This is a genomic window from Belliella calami (assembly GCF_022549695.1).
GTDB classification, from domain to species: Bacteria; Bacteroidota; Bacteroidia; order Cytophagales; family Cyclobacteriaceae; genus Belliella; species Belliella calami.
Genome location: NZ_JAKZGS010000004.1, coordinates 185,943 through 204,853, shown reverse-complemented (window position 1 = coordinate 204,853; position 18,911 = coordinate 185,943). Strand labels below are relative to the sequence as shown.

Here is an 18,911-nt window from a genome sequence, read left to right as displayed (position 1 = left end):
TACTTAAATCGAACATTTTAGCCTACTGAACGATATTTTGTTCGATGTAAGGACAGTTTCTAGCTCTGTTCATATAGTTTATTTGTTTGTTGCGTTTTAAATGTCATAAAATCAGCAAGATATGATCTTGAGTGTTTCGATGGCACTATATTTTCAATCTTTTACTAGTCTCGTATTCCTTTACTTGATTTACTGTTGTAAATCAAATTCTGTATTTTGAGATAAAATTTATCTTTGGTTCAATCAACCGCTACATGTTCCAGTCTTGGAGTGTGGATTCCTTTTAACCCAAATATTAATGAAAAAACTGTTATTATTAATTTTCGCATTAATGCCATGTTTCTCCTCATTGGCACAATTGGACGCAAGATTGATGCAGCATCCAGATGTATCGGAGACCCATATTGTATTTTGCTATGGCGATGATATCTGGATATTGCCAAAAGATGGAGGAACTGCTTCGCGCCTGACTTCACCTGAAGGACCGGAAATGTATCCCAAATTTTCTCCTGACGGAAGCAAAATCGCTTTTACCGCCAATTATAATGGAAACTATGATGTGTATGTAATTCCTACTACTGGAGGTATCCCCAAAAGACTTACCTATCATGGTATGTCTGACCTCGTTTTAGGTTGGACACCTGATGGCAAATCAATTTTATTTTCTTCAGGCAGGGAAAGCGGAAAAGAACGTTTTTCCCAATTTTATACCATTTCTGTTGATGGGGGACTTGCGGAGAAGTTACCGATACCTTATGGAGAATTTGCTTCCTTCTCGGGAGATGGAAAACATATCGCTTATACTGATAGAAGTAGGGTAAATCGTAATTGGAAAAGGTATCGTGGAGGAACAGCACCCGATATCACTGTTTTCAATTTGGAGAATTTTGAAACCGATAATATTACCTCTAATGATGCAAATGACGAACTTCCAATGTGGATTGGAGAGGCTATCTATTTTATGTCCGATCAAGGGCCTGAAGGCAGAAACAATCTTTGGAAGTATGATTTGAATACCAAAACCCAAGAGCGACTGACAGAATTCAAGGATTTTGACATTACTTTCCCTTCAAATAGTGAAAAAGAGATTGTATTTGAAGCGGGTGGTAAACTTCATCTTTACGATATCTCTTCGGGCAATACAAAGGAAGTGGCTGTTCAGGTAATCTCTGATCAAAAAGCTTTGATGCCTGTACTGAAAAATGCTTCTGGTGACATCCAGTCTGCTAGTATTTCACCGGATGGAAAAAGGGTTTTGGTATCTGCTCGTGGTGACGTCTTCAACTTGCCAGCAGTAGATGGGTTTGTTGTAAATGAGACATCGAGCAGTGGTGTTGCAGAGCGTTACCCAGCATGGTCACCGAATGGCAAGTACTTGGCTTATTGGACAGATGCTTCTGGTGAATACCAACTAGCGCTCAAAGACCTTGAAAACAAAAGCACAAAAGAACTTACTTCATTCAAAAATGGCTTTTACTACAATATCTATTGGTCACCAGACAGCAAAAAAATTGTAACGATCAATCAAGCTATGGAAGTTTTGTTAGTTGATGCGGTTACTGGATCAGTCAAGACTATTGACAAAGGGAAGTACATGTTTGAAGGAAATCTTCAAGGTTTTGAAGTCAATTGGTCTCCTGATAGCAGGTATTTGGTGTATAGCATGTCAAAAGAAAACAGGGCAACTTCTGCAATCTATCTCTACGACCTTGGCAATAGTAAAGTGAATCAAATCACTTCCGGTTTTTATTCTGATAACTCCCCTGTCTTCAGTGAAGATGGTAAATATGTCTTTTTCACAACCAACAGGACTTTTAATCCAATATATTCTGATTTGGACAATACCTTTATCTATCCTAACACTACCAAGATAGCCGTGGGTACTGTTGCCAAATCGGTTCCTTCCATAATTGCTTTGAAAAATGATGCACAAGAAGTGAAAAAAGAGGATGATGATAGCAAGAAAGATGAGGAAGGAAAGAAAGCCGACAAGGAAAAAGATAAGAAACCTGAAAAAATCAATTTCGAAGTTGAAGGTTTTGAGAATAGGTTGGAGATGTTGGATGTTCCTGCCGGAAATATCGTTTCCTTAGCATCAGTTGATGGAAAGTTGCTTTTCCTTAGATACCCGAATTCGGGAAGTGCTTCAGATGTAAAAACAAAGCTGGAATTCTTTGACTTTAAAGAAGAAGAAACAAAAACTATCATCGAAAGTATCAATGGCTTTCAACTTGCTGCCAATGGCAAGAAATTATTGGTGAGTGCAAGAGGTCAGATGGCTGTAATCGATCCAGCTCCAGGTCAGAAGTTGGATAAGCAAGTTCCTACAAAAGACATGATGATTTCAGTAGTACCAGCGGAAGAGTGGAAGCAGATTTTCAATGAAGTATGGAGATTGGAGAGGGATTATTTTTATGACCCAACTATGCATGGCGTGGATTGGGAAAGTATGAAGACGAAATATGGTGCTCTGGTAGCACAGGCTAATTCCAGAAGAGATGTCAATAATATCATTGGTAATTTGATCGCTGAGCTGAATGCTTCACATACCTATGTGAGTGGAGGCAGCATGGAAAGTGCAGAAAACATCAACGTAGGATATCTTGGAGCTGATTTTTCCTTTGAAAATAATGCATACAGAATCAAAAAAATAGTAGCTGGCGCCCCATGGGATTTGGAAGTAAGATCACCACTCCAAAAGCCTGGGGTAGATGTGAAAGAGGGAGATTATATCTTGGAAGTCAATGGAGTGGCATTGGACTCGGAAAAATCAATCTTTGCGGCATTACAGGGATTGGCAAATAAAACTGTGCAGCTTACAGTCAACAATCAACCAAACCTGACAGGTGCGAAGAAAGTATTAGTTAAGCCGCTTTCCTCAGAGGCTAGGCTCAGAAACCTCGCTTGGATCAATGGATTCAGGGAACGCGTAGAAGAAGCTACAGATGGAAAGATTGGATATATTTTCGTACCAAGTACAGGTGTCGATGGTCAGAATGAATTGTTCCGTCAGTTTTATGGTCAGATGAACAAAGAAGGGTTTATCATCGATGAGCGTTTCAACAATGGCGGACAGATTCCTGATAGGTTTGTCGAGCTTTTGGATAGAGGTCCTTTGGCTTTCTGGGCTGTAAGAGACGGTGAAGATTGGGCATGGCCTCCTTCTGGAAATTTTGGTCCAAAAGTGATGCTTATCAATGGTTTCTCAGGTTCAGGGGGAGATGCCTTTCCTGACTATTTCAGAAAGCGCGAAATCGGACCTTTGATCGGTACTAGAACATGGGGTGGGTTGATAGGAATTTCAGGAGCACCTGCTTTGATTGATGGCGGATCTGTGACTGTGCCTACTTTTAGGATGTATGACCCTGACGGAACATGGTTCAAGGAAGGACATGGAGTAGATCCTGATATTGAAGTAGTGGAGGATTTTGGCAGTCTTGCCAAAGGAAAAGATGCACAGCTAGAAGCGGCGATCCAAGAAGTTATGAGGCTTTTGAACAGTAAAGATGCCTTTAGCAAGCCAAAAAGGCCAGCTTACGAGAAGAGATAAAAACCAAAATTACGCTAAGTCAAATAAATGAAAAAGCAGGTCATAGACCTGCTCTTTATGTTTTCTGAGATTTTTCTCAGATATCAATTAACCAACCGTTTATATGAAATGATTTATTTGTTTCCTTTACTGCCTTTTACACCTCTTCTTCTTTGCTGAAATTTTTCTCTATCAGGGTTGTTTCTTGCATCACGGAAGTTTTTCATTTTTTCTTTGTCTTCGTTCCTGAGCTCTTTCCATGTAGATATCTGCTCAGGAGTCAAGACAGCCTCGATTTTTGATTGCTGCTCTTTTTGTTTAGCCTGCATTTCTTCTCTTTTGGCTTGCATCTCTTCACGTCTTGCTTCCATTTCTACTTGGTTTTTGGTAGCATTCTCCAACTGTATGTTATACACTTCTTTTTTCTGATCTTCTGATAAATCAAGTTTTTCCGCCAATCGATTTGTCATCAATTCAGCTCTTTTCTCAGGTGTTCTCATTTCAGCCCTTTTTTCAGGTGACATTTGTCCTCCTCTGGGGCCTCTTTGCGCTTCAGCAGTAATGATTCCTACAGAGAATATTGCGAGTACTAATAATAGCTTTTTCATATTATTGTGTTTTGAATATTTAGTCAATTTGTTTAAAAAACCATCACTTCCCGGGAGTGAAATGGTCGTTGGGTTAATTTCCATTTTATTGTGGAATATGACTATTAGACAGTACGCCTGATAGATGGTTTAATATGGATGCCAAATAAAAATGTTAACAAAAGTTAATATGATTATCCGCAATATTATCAGTAATTGATTTTTTACATAAAATCCTGCGGATAATCGTTATTGGCTCTAAGTCGATAGGTTATTAGTGAATCAATTGGTATTAAAAAAATGATTTTGTTTGGCTACTGGTAAGAAAGCGTATATTCATAAAATCAAAATAGATGAAAAGCTCAAAGTTTCACTGAAGCCAAAAGCTATCGATCCAAGTCAAAATTCGTAGTTTTGATAAAAGCTTGATTAACTTCAATGAAAAAAACATGAAAGATAAAGATACATTTTTGTACTTTGGTTATGCCAGCAACCTTGACATAAGCACTTTAGAAAGTAGGCTGGGACAACAACCAAAACTAATAAGTCAAGCCGTTTTGCCACATTATGGATTTCGGTTCAATTATCAAAACCCAGATGGCTCAGCACGGGCTAACATAATCGAAAGTAAGAATGAATCAGTATATGGCTTGCTTTTCGAAGTATCGGAATCAGATAAGGATTATTTCCTAAAATCTGAACCAGGCTATGATTTTGTAGAGCATGAAATTTTCACCAAAAATGGCTCTTTTAGGGCGTTTACCTTTATTTCGGATAAAATTGTAAAAGGCATCTTCCCCCACCAGGAATATCTTGAAACCATCATCAATGGTGGCAAATCAAACAATATTCCTAGTGGGTACTTAGCAAGCATCATCAATCGAGCTGGAAAAATCAGGTGATCAATCTTGCATCAGTTCCTCGTCTTTTTTTGTTTTAATTTGCTTAGGTCGAATCAAAAGTCTCAAACTTGGATCGAAAGCCAAATAATTCCAAGACCAATTCAAAAAGATAAACAACTTATTTTTCACTCCTAGTATTGCCATCAGGTGAACGAACAACCAAGTCATCCAAGCCAACAAGCCCTGAAATTTGACAAATGGCAGATCTACTACGGCCAATTTCCTCCCAATAGTAGCCATGGATCCTAGATCCTTGTATTTAAACGACTTCCATTGTTTATTCTTCAATTCTCCAAGCAAGTTATTTGCAAGATTGTCACCTTGCTGCAGTGCTACCTGAGCTACTTGGGGAAGCCCTCTTGGATTTTCGACTGTCGAATTAATACAGATATCTCCCAAAGCATAGATATTTCCACTTCCTTCCAACTGATTGAATTCATCTACAATCAATCTCCCATTTGGGATTTTTTGGGCGTCGCGTACTCCACTGATTCCATTTGGCTTGATCCCAGCTGCCCAAAGCAACGTCTTTGTTTCTATAGCTTCTCTCCCTTTCAGCGTCACTTTTTCCCCATCATAATCCAAAACTTGGGTATCTACAAGAACCTCCACCCCCAAATTCTCCAAATATTGTTTTGACTTTGATTTGGCTTCTTCAGACATACTTGATAGAAGGCTTTGTCCAGCCTCTATGAGTACAACTTTCATGTTTTTGAAATTCAATTCAGGATAATCCTTTGGAAACACATTGTTTCTCAGCTCTGCCACAGCACCGGCTAGCTCCACACCTGTTGGACCACCACCTACTATCACCACATTCATGATCGATTTCCTTTTTTCCTCCTCTCCAATATTGATGGCCGTTTCATAATTTGAGATGATTTTGTTTCTGATAAAAAGTGCTTCAGAAACAGTCTTCATAGGAGTGCTGTACTTTTCGATATTTTCCAATCCAAAATAGTTGGTGTCTGCTCCCATTGCCAAAATTAAGTAGTCATAATCAATATAGCCTACAGAAGTGTATAGTCTATTTGCTTCTTGGTCGATCATCTCTGCTTCTGCCATCCTAAAAATGATGTTTTTTGAGTTGTGAAATACTTTCCTCAAAGGAAAAGAGATCGCACTTGGCTCAAGACCAGAAGTGGCAACTTGGTAGAATAGAGGCTGAAATTGATGGTAATTATTTTTATCCAGCAAAAGCACTTGATAAGCACTTCCCATCAGCTTTCTTGCTAATTTAAGACCTGCAAATCCAGCACCAATAATTACAACTCTTTTTGATTTTGTTTCCGGAAGATTCGGAATTGGATTTTGTTTGTAAAAGTTCATTTTGTTGATACAAAAGGTTCATATTACTATACGAAGTATGAATATAAAGGACGTGATTTTGGCCAGTTTTTTCAAATGTTTTCAAGGTTGTCCTTCCTGCTGCGTCACGATAAATTCTGAAAGACCGCTACAGATCCTGATTGGAATTTGTTTTTTGTCGAAAATCAAATAAATTTGAGTAGCTAAAACGTTTTATTAAAAACTAATTTTACTTTTTTAAGAGAGTTTTACCCTAATTATTTAATTCAAAAATGAAAAAGATAGCCTTCTTTTTTCTTTTAGTATGTACTTCATGCACAAACCCTCCTGAGGGGTATGAAAAACCTTGGATGCTGGGTCCATTCGAAAGGGAAGTGAATCAAACAGCAATCATAGAACCTACTGACGCAACTTCCTTTCAAGACCCTATGTCAGGAAGGCTTGTCAACTGGGAATCCATGGCGACCTTTAATCCAGCAGCGATTGTGAAAGATGACAAAATCCATGTTTTCTACAGAGCTGAAGAAAAATTAGGTGAGAAAGAAATAGGTGGCCACACATCTCGATTGGGGGTCGCAATTTCACAAGATGGTGTCAATTATACCAGAGAAAGCGAACCAGTATTTTTTCCGCAGGAAGATAAGCAAAAGTACTACGAATGGACAGGAGGAACTGAAGACCCACGATTAGTGGAGACAGAAGATGGTACCTACGTCCTCACATATACCCAATGGAATCGGGAGTACCCAAGACTTGCAGTAGCGACTTCAGAAGATTTGAAAAATTGGAAAAAGCATGGACCTGTATTCAAAAATTGGAAATCAGGAAAATATCTCAATATGGAGACAAAGTCTGGAGCGCTAGTTACAAAAGAAATAAATGGAAAATTGGTAGCTACCAAGATAAATGGCAAGTATTGGATGTATTATGGTGTACCGCACATTTGGTTAGCCAGTTCGGAAGACTTGATCAATTGGGAACCTCTGGAAAATCATGAAGAAAACTTAGTTCCAGTCTTGAGCCCGCGTGCAGGATATTTTGATTCTTGGCTGGTAGAGGCTGGCCCTCCAGCAGTATTGACAGATGATGGAATCGTCGTCTTGTACAATGCAGGAAATTCCCAATCAATTGGGGTTGGGAATTTACCAAATCGAATGTACACAGGAGGGCAAGCTCTTTTTGATCCCTTGGAACCGTGGAAACTTCTTGACCGATCAACAAAACCATTTATAAAGCCAGAAAAAGATTTTGAGAAATCTGGTCAATATGTGGACGGAACAACGTTTGTGGAAGGCTTGGTTTTATTTCAAGAAAGATGGTACCTCTATTATGGTACTGCAGATAGCAAAGTCGGTGTGGTAATCTGGAAGAAGTAGTTGGAAAATTACCCATTAATAAGACCTACGAAATAATCAAGGAAATGTGAGCACAATTTAAAAAAATCATGATGACGAGAAATTCCGCCGAGCAAATTCATCGATCTTTACATTGATTACTGTAAGCAACCAAACGAAAGAAAAGTAATTAATAAATCAAGCAAAAATCTAAAAGTAAATATGAGCTATTTCAATTCAGATAATCTTTGGGGTATTGATATGGGAGGGACAAAGATAGAAGGAATCATCTTGGCCTCAGCAGAAGTTCCTGAAGAATTGTTTCGGTTCAGAATACCCACAGAAGCTCATTTGGGATATGACCATATTTTGAATCAATTTGAGAAATTGATCGAAAAGATGGAATCTCATTCAGGGTATAAAGCAGAAGTGATAGGTCTTGCATCTCCTGGTACATATATTCCTTCTAAAGGAATTATGAAAAATTGCAATGCCACAGTTATCAATGGTCGAGATTTCAAAACTGATTTGGAAAAGAAATTGGCAGTAAAAATACTTTTGGCAAATGATGCAAACTGCTTCGCATTGGCAGAAGCCAAACTTGGTGTCGGAAAGGAAACTAACCTAGAAAATGAAGTTCTTTTTGGAATTATACTAGGCACAGGAGTAGGTGGAGGCGTTGTAGCAAATGGAAAATTGATCCAAGGAAAGCACGGAATTGGAGGAGAGTGGGGACACAATTACCTTTTTCCAGGAGAAGGAGATCCTTGTTATTGTGGAAAAACAGGGTGTAATGAGCAAATTATCTCTGGACCAGCATTGGAAAAATTTTACCTCCAACAATCTGGTACTTCCAGATCATTGAAAGAAATTCACGAAAGACACTTAAGCAAAATGGACCCTTACGCAAGCATAACTATCGAAAGGTTAAAAGAAGGATTTGCAAAAGCCTTGAGCATAGTTATCAATATTCTGGATCCAGATGTCATAGTTCTTGGTGGAGGTGTGAGCCACATAGATTCACTCTATGACGACACAAGCTTGCTAAAGCAAATGATATTCAACAATGAATTCGAAACACCAATAATCAAGGCAAAACTTGGAGACAGTGCAGGAGTCTATGGAGCAGCGCTTTTAGTGATTGAAAATGCCAATAGAAAGGTTTTAACTTAAAAAAAGTAAACAAAAACTCCTTATAAAAACCCTTCATCACCTGATTGCCATCAAAAAGCTTTTGCTGAATATTTAATATGGGTAACCGAAACGTTGCATGTAGGGTAAGAAGTAACTTTGTGAGTTGCGGATACTCGCCGTCAGACAACAATTCACGGTCAATAGAACCACAAATCGTTCATCCACCAATCCATTGTTTGGCTGCGTTCATGAAAGCGGATAATTATAATATTTTAAACCCTATTTAGCAAAGAAAGGGATAATCATAAAAGATTACATGTCATTACATGAATCGTTTTAAAAAGATTTATTAATTTTACATTTTTAAAAAACATCTGAATATGGGAAGAGCTTTCGAGTTTAGAAAAGAGAGAAAATTTAAGCGTTGGAACAAGATGTCCAAAGTATTCACACGCTTGGGCAAAGAGATCGTCATGGCAGTGAAAGCTGGAGGGCCTGATCCTGTCAACAATACTAAACTCCGAACAGTAATTCAAAACGCAAAAGGCGCTGCAATGCCAAAAGATCGCATAGAAGCAGCGATCAAAAGAGCTTCCAATAAAGATGAAAAAGATTACGAAGAAGTGTTGTATGAAGGTTACGGCCCATATGGAGTAGCTGTAATCATCGAAACTTCTACGGATAATACCAATAGAACAGTAGCAAATATTAGAAGTTACTTTTCAAAATCCAATGGATCTTTGAGTACATCTGGATCTGTAAGCTTTATGTTCAACAAAAAAGCGGTTTTTCGATTTGCCCAAGGTGAATATGAAATCGAAGAGCTAGAATTAGAGCTTATTGATTTTGGATTGGATGAAATAGATGAAAATGAAGGAGAAATCTTCGTTTACACAGCTTTTGAAGACTTTGGCAACATGCAGAAGGCATTAGAAGACAGAAATATAGACATCATTAATGCTGATTTCCAATGGTTTCCGACGACAACGGTAGAGTTACCGGAAGATCAGGAAGAGGAGATCAACAAGCTCATCGAAAAATTAGAAGAGGATGATGATATCAATCAAGTTTTTACCAATATGGCGTAAGCTTCCAAACCTGTAGAAAGGCACCTACAGGTTTTTACATTTACAAAAGAAATCATGGCATTTCCACAGAGAAAAAATATAAAAGAAGAAAAAAGACAGCAACTCATTATTGTAGGAAGTAAGAATCCTGTAAAAATCAACAGCACAGATATTGGGTTTCATGCAGCATTTGAATCGGCATTTTTGGTAGAAGGACTAAATGTAAGCTCCGAGGTAAGTGATCAACCTATCGGATATGAAGAAACATATTTGGGAGCTTTCAATAGAGCAAAAAATGCAAAACAAGTATTTCCAGAAGCAGACTATTGGGTAGGAATTGAAGGAGGAATCAATGAAGAGAACAATGAGATGTATGCTTTTGCTTGGGTCGTGATTATGGACAGAAAAGGAAGGGTGGGAAAAGCCAAAACAGCGACATTCTATCTACCGTCCATCGTTTCAGATTTGGTCAAAGAGGGGAAAGAACTGGGAGAGGCAGACGACCAAGTATTTATGAAAGATAATAGTAAGCAAGGAAGTGGAGCAGTGGGTATATTGACTAGCGGGGTTGTAAATAGAAAGGATTATTACAGTCAAGCTATAATCCTAGCGCTCATCCCTTTCCTCAACGAAAGTATTTATCAATAGGAAAATGTGAGACATTGTGCCATTGGAATTCCGATGATGCATTGAAAATATCTATTAGTGAAAGGGCTTATATATTCGTACTTTTGTATTTCGATATTGACGTAAACAAAACTATATATGTTACAAGAACTAGAAACTGACACATTACAGAATATTGTAAACGAAAATGAAAAAGTAGTGGTACAATACGGTGCTACTTGGTGTGGAAACTGTAGGATAATCAAGCCAAAAATGAAGAGGTTATCAGGTGAATATGAAGGAATTACTTTTCTTTATGTAGATGCCGAAAAATTACCCGAATCAAGAAAATTGGCCTCCGTAACCAACCTTCCTACTTTTGCAACTTTCAAGAATGGTCAATTGGTCAACCAAATTCAGACAAACAAAGAAGACGCACTTAAAACCCTGATCAATGAGATTGCCGATAATTAAGCATGTGCTAGGGTTTATTGAGTCCCATGATGAGGACTGGGTAAAGGAAACCATAGAGCTTTTGGAAAATATGACAGAGATTTCATCGTTAAAGGATGAGGAACTTGAAGTGATGGGAGAATTGCTCTCGAACCTTTATGGTACATTGGAGGTTAATCAAATGATAAAGGATGGTACAGATAAAAAAGAAGCCATGAACGCTTTCATGAAGCGTGTCACCGGATCGATAGATAAATAAAAGTAAAAGCGAGAAGTTGTTTTAAATCACCCGATAAACACCGCTTTCTTGTAGGGCTCTTCGGAGCCCTATTTTATTTTTTCAGATTTTCCAAAAACTTCCTCAAAGCTACTCTCCAATTAGGATCGGCATCCCATTCTGGTCCGATGTAGAGCTCGTTTCGGACGAGGAATTTGATATAATATTTCACGACTATCCGAGAATCATCTCCTGATTCTAAATCAGAAAGCCCCATGCTACTTCTTAAATCTGACTCTCTACCTTCCACACGCATCAATACAAACTGAACTCTTTCTTTTATAAGTTCTGCTTCTGTTTTTGCTTCAGACAAATACTCAACTTGATGTGGATAACTTGTTTTAAATATACCTTCAAGCCCAGTTTTCTCATCTTTTTGGGCGTTGGCAATAGCTTCAGCAGATTTCCCCAACAAATCATATCGATACATACTCAGAAATGCTGACTCACCAACCGCTCCTGATAATGGCACACCGAGCTTGAAAACGTCTAAGTTTAATGGATTCCTATTCAAAAATCTCGAATTTCCTCCTGCCAAAGAAGTTTCGCTTGCTGGAAATTCTGGAACGTCCAAAACTAAAAGGTTTTTTGACCTTATATTTCTCCCCAATGCAATCAATCTTTCCTGCATACTAACCACACTCTCTGCCTGCATGGAATAGATTCCTGCATTCGATACCATATTCTTATTGTTAGTATAAGGAGCAATATGAAGTATCAATTCTCCGGAAGATTTCCTCGTGAGGATAACGATATTTTTTATCAACCTCTTGTTGAAAGCCTCTGCATAACCAGCCTGGGTCTCTTCTGACAGCGTAATCTCCTCCAATTCATAATAGGCGACAGGATCACCTCCAGCTTCAACAATTCCAGTGTGGATTTCTTCTGCCAAATTTTCCCAACCTAATAATGGTTTTGCTTGAGGGGAGTTGGAGATCAATACCACTGATTTTCCATTCAAAAAACTATCAGGCAAAGTCCCTTGACTATAAGAACTCGAGATAAGCAAAAAAAACAACAGCAAAGCTGAAAGAGATTTCATAATCAAATAAATTTGTGACCATCAATTTGCACGAATATAATTAACGTCAGAATAAGATTATCATTATTGGTCTTATAATTAAGTTTCATTTCTAGAAAATCATATTTGATCTTAGTTGGGTTGGGTTGTCAATTTAGTTACTAGTTTCACTAAAGCTCTCCAAATTAATTTTCACCATCGCCTTCCCTATCACCTTTCTATCTAGCATATCTTGTAAAGCTTGAGGGGAATCTTTTAGGGAATAGGTTTGATGAATATGTTGGGAGATTTTTCCTTCTTGTATCATTTCGACCAGTTCAAGGATATTTTGTTGGTTTTGCTCTGGTTCCTCTGTTGAAAATCTCCCCCAAAAAACTCCCATCACAGAACAGCCTTTGAGCAAGGCCAAATTGAAAGGGAGCTTGGGAATTTCTCCTGCTGCAAAACCTACCACAAGGTAGCGTCCTTTCCATGCCATTCCCCTCAAGGCTGGCTCTGCATATTTTCCTCCTACTACGTCCAAGACCACATCTACTCCTTTTCCATCTGTGAGTTCTTTGATCCGCTGCTTGAGATCCTCCGCTTCATAATTAATCAATATCTCTGCACCCTGCTCTTCACAAACTTGAAGCTTTTCATCTGTAGATGCTGCTGCAATAACTTTTGCCCCCATTACTTGCCCCAAAGCTACCGCTGCCAAACCAACACCTCCAGATGCGCCAAGTACCAGCAAGGTCTCACCAGACTTGATTTGTGCACGATCTTTCAAAGCATGATATGCTGTTCCAAATGTGTACAAAGTTGATGCTGCTGTGGTAAAATCCATTTGGTCTGGAATGGGGAACACCCTGTCTGAGTTCACCTTCACCTTTTCGGCAAATCCTCCCCAACCACACAGAGCCAAAACCCTTTGACCTACTTTGAGATTTTTCACATCAGCTCCTACTTTCTCAATAATTCCAGAAACCTCACCTCCTGGTGCAAAAGGCAGTTCAGGTTTGAATTGATATTTGTTCTGGATGATCAACACATCTGGAAAATTGACTGCGCAAGCGGCAACCTTGATCAATACCTCTTTGCTATTTATAGATGGCTCAGGAATGTCAGAATACATTAGAGAATCAGGTAATCCGTGTTCTTGGCAAAGTATTGCTTTCATGTGTTTAAAATTTGCTTTTCAAATATAACCCTGATTTGTCGGGACAGGCTATGAAATCAATATGGAAGGTATACACTTCATGACAGTCTCAGGCTAGCTCGATTTCATGTGGCCACATGATTTGTAATTCACGTATAAGGTCTTTGTTTCATTTAGAAATTATTTTCATCAAATTCTAGAGCTTCGGCCATGCTTTCTGCTTTGAGCAGCTTCTATTTTATAGATAAAAATTTTGACTAAAATAGGCAATTGATGATTAAAAACGTAATTTTGCAAACGAAAATGCCCCTAGAAGATGCCCATTTTCAGATAAAAAACAATATTTTAATCTTTTGCAAACAGTTTGTGTAGAGCCTTTTGTGAAAAAAAATCCAAACCCAAGTATATGTCAGTAAAAAAATACATCCAAGACAATCAGGAGAAATTCCTCAACGAACTTATAGCCTTGCTAAGAATCCCTTCGGTAAGTGCTGACCCGAAGTTTAAGGACGATGTTTTTGCAGCAGCGGAATTTGTAAGGGAAAGTTTGGAAAAAGCAGGTGCTGATCAAGTAGAACTTTGTCAGACTGCAGGCTATCCGATTGTATATGGAGAAAAAATAATAGACCCATCACTTCCTACTGTTTTGGTCTATGGACATTATGATGTGCAGCCAGCAGATCCTTACGAGCTTTGGGATTCTCCACCATTCGAACCGGTAATCAAAACCACCGCAAGACATCCCGAAGGAGCGATTTTTGCACGTGGATCGGCAGATGACAAAGGGCAATTTTATATGCATGTCAAAGCTTTTGAAGCAATGATGGCTAATGAAGACCTTCCCTGCAACATCAAGTTTATGATAGAAGGAGAAGAAGAAGTCGGATCTGAGCATTTGGACATTTTTGTGAAAGAAAATAAAGAAAAGCTCAAAGCTGATGTAGTTTTGGTATCGGATACCCATATGATTTCTTTGGAAGATCCTTCTGTGACAGTTGGTCTGAGAGGTCTATCTTATATGCAAGTAGAAGTGACCGGACCAAACAGAGATTTACATTCGGGCACATACGGTGGAGCAGTTGCCAATCCAATCAATATTCTTTGCAAGATGATAGCTTCTCTTCAGGATGAGAATAACCATATTACAATTCCTGGATTTTATGACAAAGTTGAGGAATATTCGGCTGAATATAGAAAAGCTTTGAATGATGCTCCTTTTGATTTGGAAGCATACAAAAAAGAGTTGGACATCAATGATGTACATGGAGAAGCTGGGTACTCGACGATCGAAAGAGTTGGTATTCGTCCTACATTGGATGTAAATGGAATCTGGGGAGGATATACTGGCGAAGGAGCGAAGACAGTCCTTCCTTCCAAAGCTTACGCAAAAATCTCCATGCGATTGGTTCCCAATCAAGACCACAAAGAAATCTCAAAGCTATTTGAAGCACATTTCAATACTATAGCTCCAGCTTCTGTGAAAGTGAAAGTTACACCGCATCATGGAGGACAAGCAGCCGTTGTTTCTACAGATACGCCTGGCTACAGAGCAGCTGACTTGGCAATCCAAGAAGCATTCGGAAAAAAAGCGATCCCTACGAGAGAAGGAGGATCGATTCCTATTTGTTCTCTGTTCCAGCATGAGCTTGGATTAGATCCGATTTTGCTTGGTTTTGGCTTGGATACAGATGCCTTGCATTCTCCAAATGAGCATTATGGTGTGAAAAACTACTACATGGGCATAGAGACCATCGCTTTGTTCTTCAAGTATTTCAAAGAGGAAGCGAGCAAATAAAGGTTTTCACTCAAACTCCAAACACTTTACATTAAGTTGTTTGGAGTTTTCTTTTCATTATTCACCAAGAATTATTTCCTACTGAACTTTCTTAGTTCTTTTATCCTTTTTACAATCAGTTTAGCATCCATTTACATACCATGTCAAGACTTATCAAATCTTCACTGATCCTATCGCTCTTTTTATTCTTAACCAACATCGCGAGTGCTCAGATGATTTCTCCGCCCAGCTGGTCTATTCAGTTGTCTGAAAAAGATGTAAAAGTGGGTGATGAAGTAAAAGTGGTTTTCAAAGCTCAGATTCCAAGAGATTGGTACATCTATTCCAATGATTTTGATCCTGATTTGGGACCGATGTTAACAGAGTTGGAACTGGATGAAAAGAAATCGACCGGGTTCACCTTGGTCGGGAAACTGAAAGCAATCAATCCCAAGAAAAAGTTTGATGAAGTTTGGGAAGGTGATGTGACTTATTTTGAAGGTTCGGGAAGCTTTGAGCAAACGATCAAAATCACCTCTGAAACTATCAACATTGTAGGCTTGCTTAGTTACCAAATGTGTACAGATGTCACAGGTCAATGTGTGCCATTTGAAGAGGATTTTACCATAAAAGCCAAAGCATCTACTACCACCAATCAAGCAAGTTCAATTGACTCGGAAGTCACAACAGCAACTGATACAGAAGACATTGCTATTGAGGCTTCGATTGATCAGGTTGAAGAAACGCCAAATATAGAAGAAGTAGCTACACAAGATCAAGAAAGAACATACATTGATTTGGAGGGAGATTCTGACAAGGAAGGTTTGATTGGATTTATGATCTTGGCCTTCTTGGCTGGATTGGCTGCTTTGTTGACTCCTTGTGTATTTCCTATGATCCCTATGACAGTCACTTTTTTTACGGGAAGGTCAAAATCCAGAGCTGTGGGAATTAGAAATGCCTTTGTATATGGCTTTTCGATTATTGCAATTTACACCATTGCAGGTACAGCCGTAGCTGCTATCCAAGGCCCTGAATTTGCAAATTGGCTTTCCACTCATTGGGTACCAAATGTCTTTTTCTTTTTGGTGTTTATATTCTTTGCATTCGCATTCTTGGGAATGTTCGAATTGACATTGCCAAGCAGTTTTGTGAACAAAATGGATGAAAAGGCAGACAAAGGCGGAATGACTGGAATATTCTTTATGGCATTCACTTTGGTTTTGGTTTCGTTTTCATGCACTGGTCCTATTGTGGGGTCGATATTGATCAGCTCAGCAGGTGGCGCATTGATCAAGCCAATATTGGGAATGTTTGCCTTTTCTTTAGCATTTGCCATTCCTTTTACACTATTCGCAGTTTTTCCACATTGGTTAAATTCATTGCCAAAATCCGGTGGATGGTTAAACTCAGTGAAGGTTGTCTTGGGCTTCTTGGAACTTGCTTTGGCTTTCAAGTTCTTGTCAGTAGCAGATCAGGTTTATCATTGGGGATTGTTGGATAGAGATATTTACATTGCCATTTGGATTGTTATTTTTGCTTTGCTGGGGTTTTATCTTTTGGGAAAAATCAGAACAAAGCACGATTCTCCGATGGAAACGATCGGCGTACCAAGGTTGATGCTGGCAATTTCCACGTTTGTATTTGTAGTTTACTTGATTCCGGGTCTTTGGGGAGCACCTCTAAAAGCCCTGAGCGGCTACTTACCTCCTATGGCTACACATGACTTTAACATCATGGTAAACAGAAGTTCGTCCATATCAGAAGCAAACCAATTGGATGAAATCCCAAAATATGCTGACCTTTTGCATTTTCCTCCTGGATTTCAGGGTTATTTTGACTACGATCAAGCCTTGGCAGCAGCAAAGAAGGCCGGCAAACCATTGTTTATTGATTTCACAGGCCATGGCTGTGTGAACTGTAGGGAAATGGAAGCAAGGGTTTGGACTGATCCTCAGGTGATGCAGCGATTGAATGAAGAATTTGTATTGGTGGCATTGTATATCGATGAGAGATTTGAGTTGCCAGAATCAGAATGGTTTGTTTCTGAGTATGATGGAAAGGAAAAGAAGACCATTGGCAAACAAAATGCAGATTTCCAAATCACAAAGTTCAACAACAATGCCCAGCCTTATTATGTGATCTTGGATCATAATGAAGAATTGCTGGTAAAACCAATAGGTTATGAAACCAATATTGTGAGTTTTGTTAACTTTCTGGATACAGCTAAAGAGGAATTTGCAAGAAGATAGAATTCATTTAGTGACAGGCAGATGATACCAAATAGGCGAAGAATGTTTTTGCCTAAAACAATTTATAAATTTGTCAAATTCAGCTTACAGCCCCCGCACCCTCACATTCATTTTTCCAGTGGAGCGGAGATAGATGCGGATATCTTCTTCGGTGTTGTAGATGCCTTCTACGTCTAGTTGGGGATTGACTAGGGAGAAGTCGGCAAATTCTGTTCTTAGCTGTCCTTGAAGTCTCAACTCACGCCTTGCTTCAGCCAAATATTCACCGATTGGGTAGCTCGCCAGTTTCTTAATCTGTGTGATTACCTGACCCTGCTTCATCCATGTGGCACTTCGAGCTAAGATATTTTTGGTATTGATGTCAAATTCTATCTCGTCAAACCTGATGGATTCTGTCGCAGCATCATATTTTGGCTTGCCTACCAGATACATTTGACCAGTGATTTGCTTTCTTCCTTTTCTGATGGCCAAAAAATCCATTTTGAGCAAAGTTCGATCTCCAAAACTCTGGGACTCTAGATTGGACACTTCCAGTTCTGTACGCTTGTCTGTTTTGAATCTTTTTCCTGCAAGATTTTCATTCAGATATTGATCCAATTCTTCATAGGTTATGGCGAGTGGAATTATGATATCTAGCTTATTCTCACTGCTTTCATTGTAGGAAATGTTAGGCAGAGGTGTTTTGATTGTCTGTGGTGTTTTTCCGACTTGGGAGTACACTTCACCTTCAATGCCCATAAAGAATCTCAGCTTTTGATCTGCTGTCACCTCTTCTCGGATTTTGAGTTTTGTTGGCTTTGTGTAGACAAAAGCCTTAACCCCATCTTGGTCAATTTCAATTGGTTTGGAGAAATTATCCCAAGCCTCTTGAGCGATCTCTTTGAAATCCAGGCGGGACAGGTTCGATGTACTCAGCTGATTGTTCAGTACCCCTTGGAGCTGCTTGCGGATCATCGGATCCAGATCAATCTCAAAACCCAACAAGTTGTACTTCATCGATCTGCCGTAATTTTCGATGTTGATATCTTCTAGGGAAAAATCCCAGTTTTGCCCTACTTTCGGTCTAAAACTGATCTCGGGAGTGAGTGTTTCGTCAAATGGAATGGCAGTATTTACATTCTGACCAAAAATCCTTTTTTCAAACTTCAAGTCACCGGTCATTTTCATTGGGATTTTGATAGACATTTTCTTGGAATCCAATGTGGATAACTTGATCATACCTGTCCTATTGACATCAATATCAGTGAAAAAGCCTGAACCCAAATCCAATCCTTTTTCAGCAAAGAGCTTTTGCCCCAATGCTTTGTTGAGATTGTCCTCTATCATAGCAAATGGAATTTCGATAGGAATATTGATCTCAGATGTCGCTCGCGGAAGCACTACAGGTTCGCCAGAATAGGTGGGTTTGTTGGGATTGATGCTTTTGCAAGCAGATACAATTAGAAGGAAAATCAGTACACGGGATGTTATTTTCATTGAATTGACATTCAGGGATAATTAATGCTAAAGTTATATACTCGTTTCAAAAA

15 protein-coding genes are annotated in these 18,911 nt (G+C 38.9%); 10 read left to right on the top strand and 5 right to left on the bottom strand.

The genetic code is table 11. The annotated features are described in order from the left end of the window. Positions 1-298: 298 nt before the first annotated feature. The gene (locus tag MM236_RS07525) at positions 299-3,550 is read left to right on the top strand and encodes a S41 family peptidase (protein WP_241274344.1); all 3,252 of its coding nucleotides are present in this window, start codon (positions 299-301) and stop codon (positions 3,548-3,550) included. A 113-nt stretch (positions 3,551-3,663) separates the two neighbouring features. Here MM236_RS07525 and MM236_RS07520 read toward each other — a convergent pair whose 3' ends face one another. Further along, entirely contained in the window at positions 3,664-4,137 is a 474-nt protein-coding gene (locus MM236_RS07520) for a DUF4890 domain-containing protein (protein ID WP_241274343.1), read from the bottom strand. A 428-nt stretch (positions 4,138-4,565) separates the two neighbouring features. Here MM236_RS07520 and MM236_RS07515 point away from each other — a divergent pair, with 428 nt between their 5' ends. Continuing rightward, positions 4,566-5,018, top strand: a complete 453-nt coding sequence (locus tag MM236_RS07515) for a gamma-glutamylcyclotransferase family protein (protein ID WP_241274342.1) — start codon at positions 4,566-4,568, stop codon at positions 5,016-5,018. Here MM236_RS07515 and MM236_RS07510 read toward each other — a convergent pair whose 3' ends face one another. Further along, entirely contained in the window at positions 5,019-6,347 is a 1,329-nt protein-coding gene (locus tag MM236_RS07510) for an NAD(P)/FAD-dependent oxidoreductase (RefSeq protein ID WP_241274341.1), read from the bottom strand. Between the two features lie 251 nt (positions 6,348-6,598). Between MM236_RS07510 and MM236_RS07505 the strand changes: the two genes are divergently transcribed. The 6 genes from MM236_RS07505 (at position 6,599) to MM236_RS07480 (ending at position 11,179) form a co-directional block, all read left to right on the top strand. Continuing rightward, on the top strand, positions 6,599-7,702 hold the full coding sequence (locus MM236_RS07505) for a glycoside hydrolase family 130 protein (RefSeq protein WP_241274340.1): 1,104 nt from the start codon (positions 6,599-6,601) through the stop codon (positions 7,700-7,702). Positions 7,703-7,882: 180 nt separating this feature from the next. Further along, on the top strand, positions 7,883-8,833 hold the full coding sequence (locus MM236_RS07500) for an ROK family protein (RefSeq protein ID WP_241274339.1): 951 nt from the start codon (positions 7,883-7,885) through the stop codon (positions 8,831-8,833). Positions 8,834-9,174: 341 nt separating this feature from the next. Next, positions 9,175-9,882 carry a YebC/PmpR family DNA-binding transcriptional regulator gene (locus MM236_RS07495; protein WP_241274338.1) on the top strand — a complete coding sequence of 236 codons (708 nt, stop codon included), beginning with the start codon at positions 9,175-9,177 and terminating at the stop codon, positions 9,880-9,882. A gap of 54 nt (positions 9,883-9,936) precedes the next feature. Continuing rightward, on the top strand, positions 9,937-10,509 hold the full coding sequence (gene yjjX / locus MM236_RS07490) for an inosine/xanthosine triphosphatase (RefSeq protein WP_241274337.1): 573 nt from the start codon (positions 9,937-9,939) through the stop codon (positions 10,507-10,509). A gap of 117 nt (positions 10,510-10,626) precedes the next feature. Then, on the top strand, positions 10,627-10,941 hold the full coding sequence (locus MM236_RS07485) for a thioredoxin family protein (RefSeq protein ID WP_241274336.1): 315 nt from the start codon (positions 10,627-10,629) through the stop codon (positions 10,939-10,941). Next, positions 10,922-11,179 carry a DUF6952 family protein gene (locus tag MM236_RS07480; protein ID WP_241274335.1) on the top strand — a complete coding sequence of 86 codons (258 nt, stop codon included), beginning with the start codon at positions 10,922-10,924 and terminating at the stop codon, positions 11,177-11,179. Before MM236_RS07485 ends, MM236_RS07480 begins: the two co-directional genes overlap by 20 nt. A gap of 73 nt (positions 11,180-11,252) precedes the next feature. Here the strand turns inward: MM236_RS07480 and MM236_RS07475 are convergent, their stop codons facing one another. Both MM236_RS07475 and MM236_RS07470 read right to left on the bottom strand, forming a co-directional pair. Then, positions 11,253-12,239 carry an NTPase gene (locus MM236_RS07475; protein WP_241274334.1) on the bottom strand — a complete coding sequence of 329 codons (987 nt, stop codon included), beginning with the start codon at positions 12,237-12,239 and terminating at the stop codon, positions 11,253-11,255. 133 nt (positions 12,240-12,372) lie between these two features. After that, complete coding sequence (locus MM236_RS07470) at positions 12,373-13,377, bottom strand: NADPH:quinone oxidoreductase family protein (RefSeq protein ID WP_241274333.1); 1,005 nt, start codon at positions 13,375-13,377, stop codon at positions 12,373-12,375. 385 nt (positions 13,378-13,762) lie between these two features. Here MM236_RS07470 and MM236_RS07465 point away from each other — a divergent pair, with 385 nt between their 5' ends. Both MM236_RS07465 and MM236_RS07460 read left to right on the top strand, forming a co-directional pair. Next, a complete protein-coding gene (locus MM236_RS07465) occupies positions 13,763-15,151 on the top strand; it encodes a dipeptidase (protein ID WP_241274332.1) in 1,389 nt (462 codons plus the stop codon). Positions 15,152-15,291: 140 nt separating this feature from the next. Further along, complete coding sequence (locus MM236_RS07460) at positions 15,292-17,382, top strand: protein-disulfide reductase DsbD family protein (RefSeq protein WP_241274331.1); 2,091 nt, start codon at positions 15,292-15,294, stop codon at positions 17,380-17,382. Between the two features lie 84 nt (positions 17,383-17,466). Here MM236_RS07460 and MM236_RS07455 read toward each other — a convergent pair whose 3' ends face one another. Then, complete coding sequence (locus tag MM236_RS07455; protein WP_241274330.1) at positions 17,467-18,858, bottom strand: DUF4403 family protein; 1,392 nt, start codon at positions 18,856-18,858, stop codon at positions 17,467-17,469. Positions 18,859-18,911: the final 53 nt, after the last annotated feature.

What these genes read in the sequence shown, in the direction of transcription:
- MM236_RS07460 (WP_241274331.1), top strand. Translation starts at nt 15,292, where the DNA reads ATGTCAAGACTTATCAAATCTTCACTGATCCTATCGCTCTTTTTATTC.
- MM236_RS07525 (WP_241274344.1), top strand. Translation starts at nt 299, where the DNA reads ATGAAAAAACTGTTATTATTAATTTTCGCATTAATGCCATGTTTCTCC.
- MM236_RS07520 (WP_241274343.1), bottom strand. Translation starts at nt 4,137, where the DNA reads ATGAAAAAGCTATTATTAGTACTCGCAATATTCTCTGTAGGAATCATT.
- MM236_RS07500 (WP_241274339.1), top strand. Translation starts at nt 7,883, where the DNA reads ATGAGCTATTTCAATTCAGATAATCTTTGGGGTATTGATATGGGAGGG.
- MM236_RS07470 (WP_241274333.1), bottom strand. Translation starts at nt 13,377, where the DNA reads ATGAAAGCAATACTTTGCCAAGAACACGGATTACCTGATTCTCTAATG.
- MM236_RS07495 (WP_241274338.1), top strand. Translation starts at nt 9,175, where the DNA reads ATGGGAAGAGCTTTCGAGTTTAGAAAAGAGAGAAAATTTAAGCGTTGG.
- MM236_RS07475 (WP_241274334.1), bottom strand. Translation starts at nt 12,239, where the DNA reads ATGAAATCTCTTTCAGCTTTGCTGTTGTTTTTTTTGCTTATCTCGAGT.
- MM236_RS07505 (WP_241274340.1), top strand. Translation starts at nt 6,599, where the DNA reads ATGAAAAAGATAGCCTTCTTTTTTCTTTTAGTATGTACTTCATGCACA.
- MM236_RS07515 (WP_241274342.1), top strand. Translation starts at nt 4,566, where the DNA reads ATGAAAGATAAAGATACATTTTTGTACTTTGGTTATGCCAGCAACCTT.
- MM236_RS07485 (WP_241274336.1), top strand. Translation starts at nt 10,627, where the DNA reads ATGTTACAAGAACTAGAAACTGACACATTACAGAATATTGTAAACGAA.
- MM236_RS07465 (WP_241274332.1), top strand. Translation starts at nt 13,763, where the DNA reads ATGTCAGTAAAAAAATACATCCAAGACAATCAGGAGAAATTCCTCAAC.
- MM236_RS07510 (WP_241274341.1), bottom strand. Translation starts at nt 6,347, where the DNA reads ATGAACTTTTACAAACAAAATCCAATTCCGAATCTTCCGGAAACAAAA.
- MM236_RS07480 (WP_241274335.1), top strand. Translation starts at nt 10,922, where the DNA reads ATGAGATTGCCGATAATTAAGCATGTGCTAGGGTTTATTGAGTCCCAT.
- MM236_RS07455 (WP_241274330.1), bottom strand. Translation starts at nt 18,858, where the DNA reads ATGAAAATAACATCCCGTGTACTGATTTTCCTTCTAATTGTATCTGCT.
- yjjX (WP_241274337.1), top strand. Translation starts at nt 9,937, where the DNA reads ATGGCATTTCCACAGAGAAAAAATATAAAAGAAGAAAAAAGACAGCAA.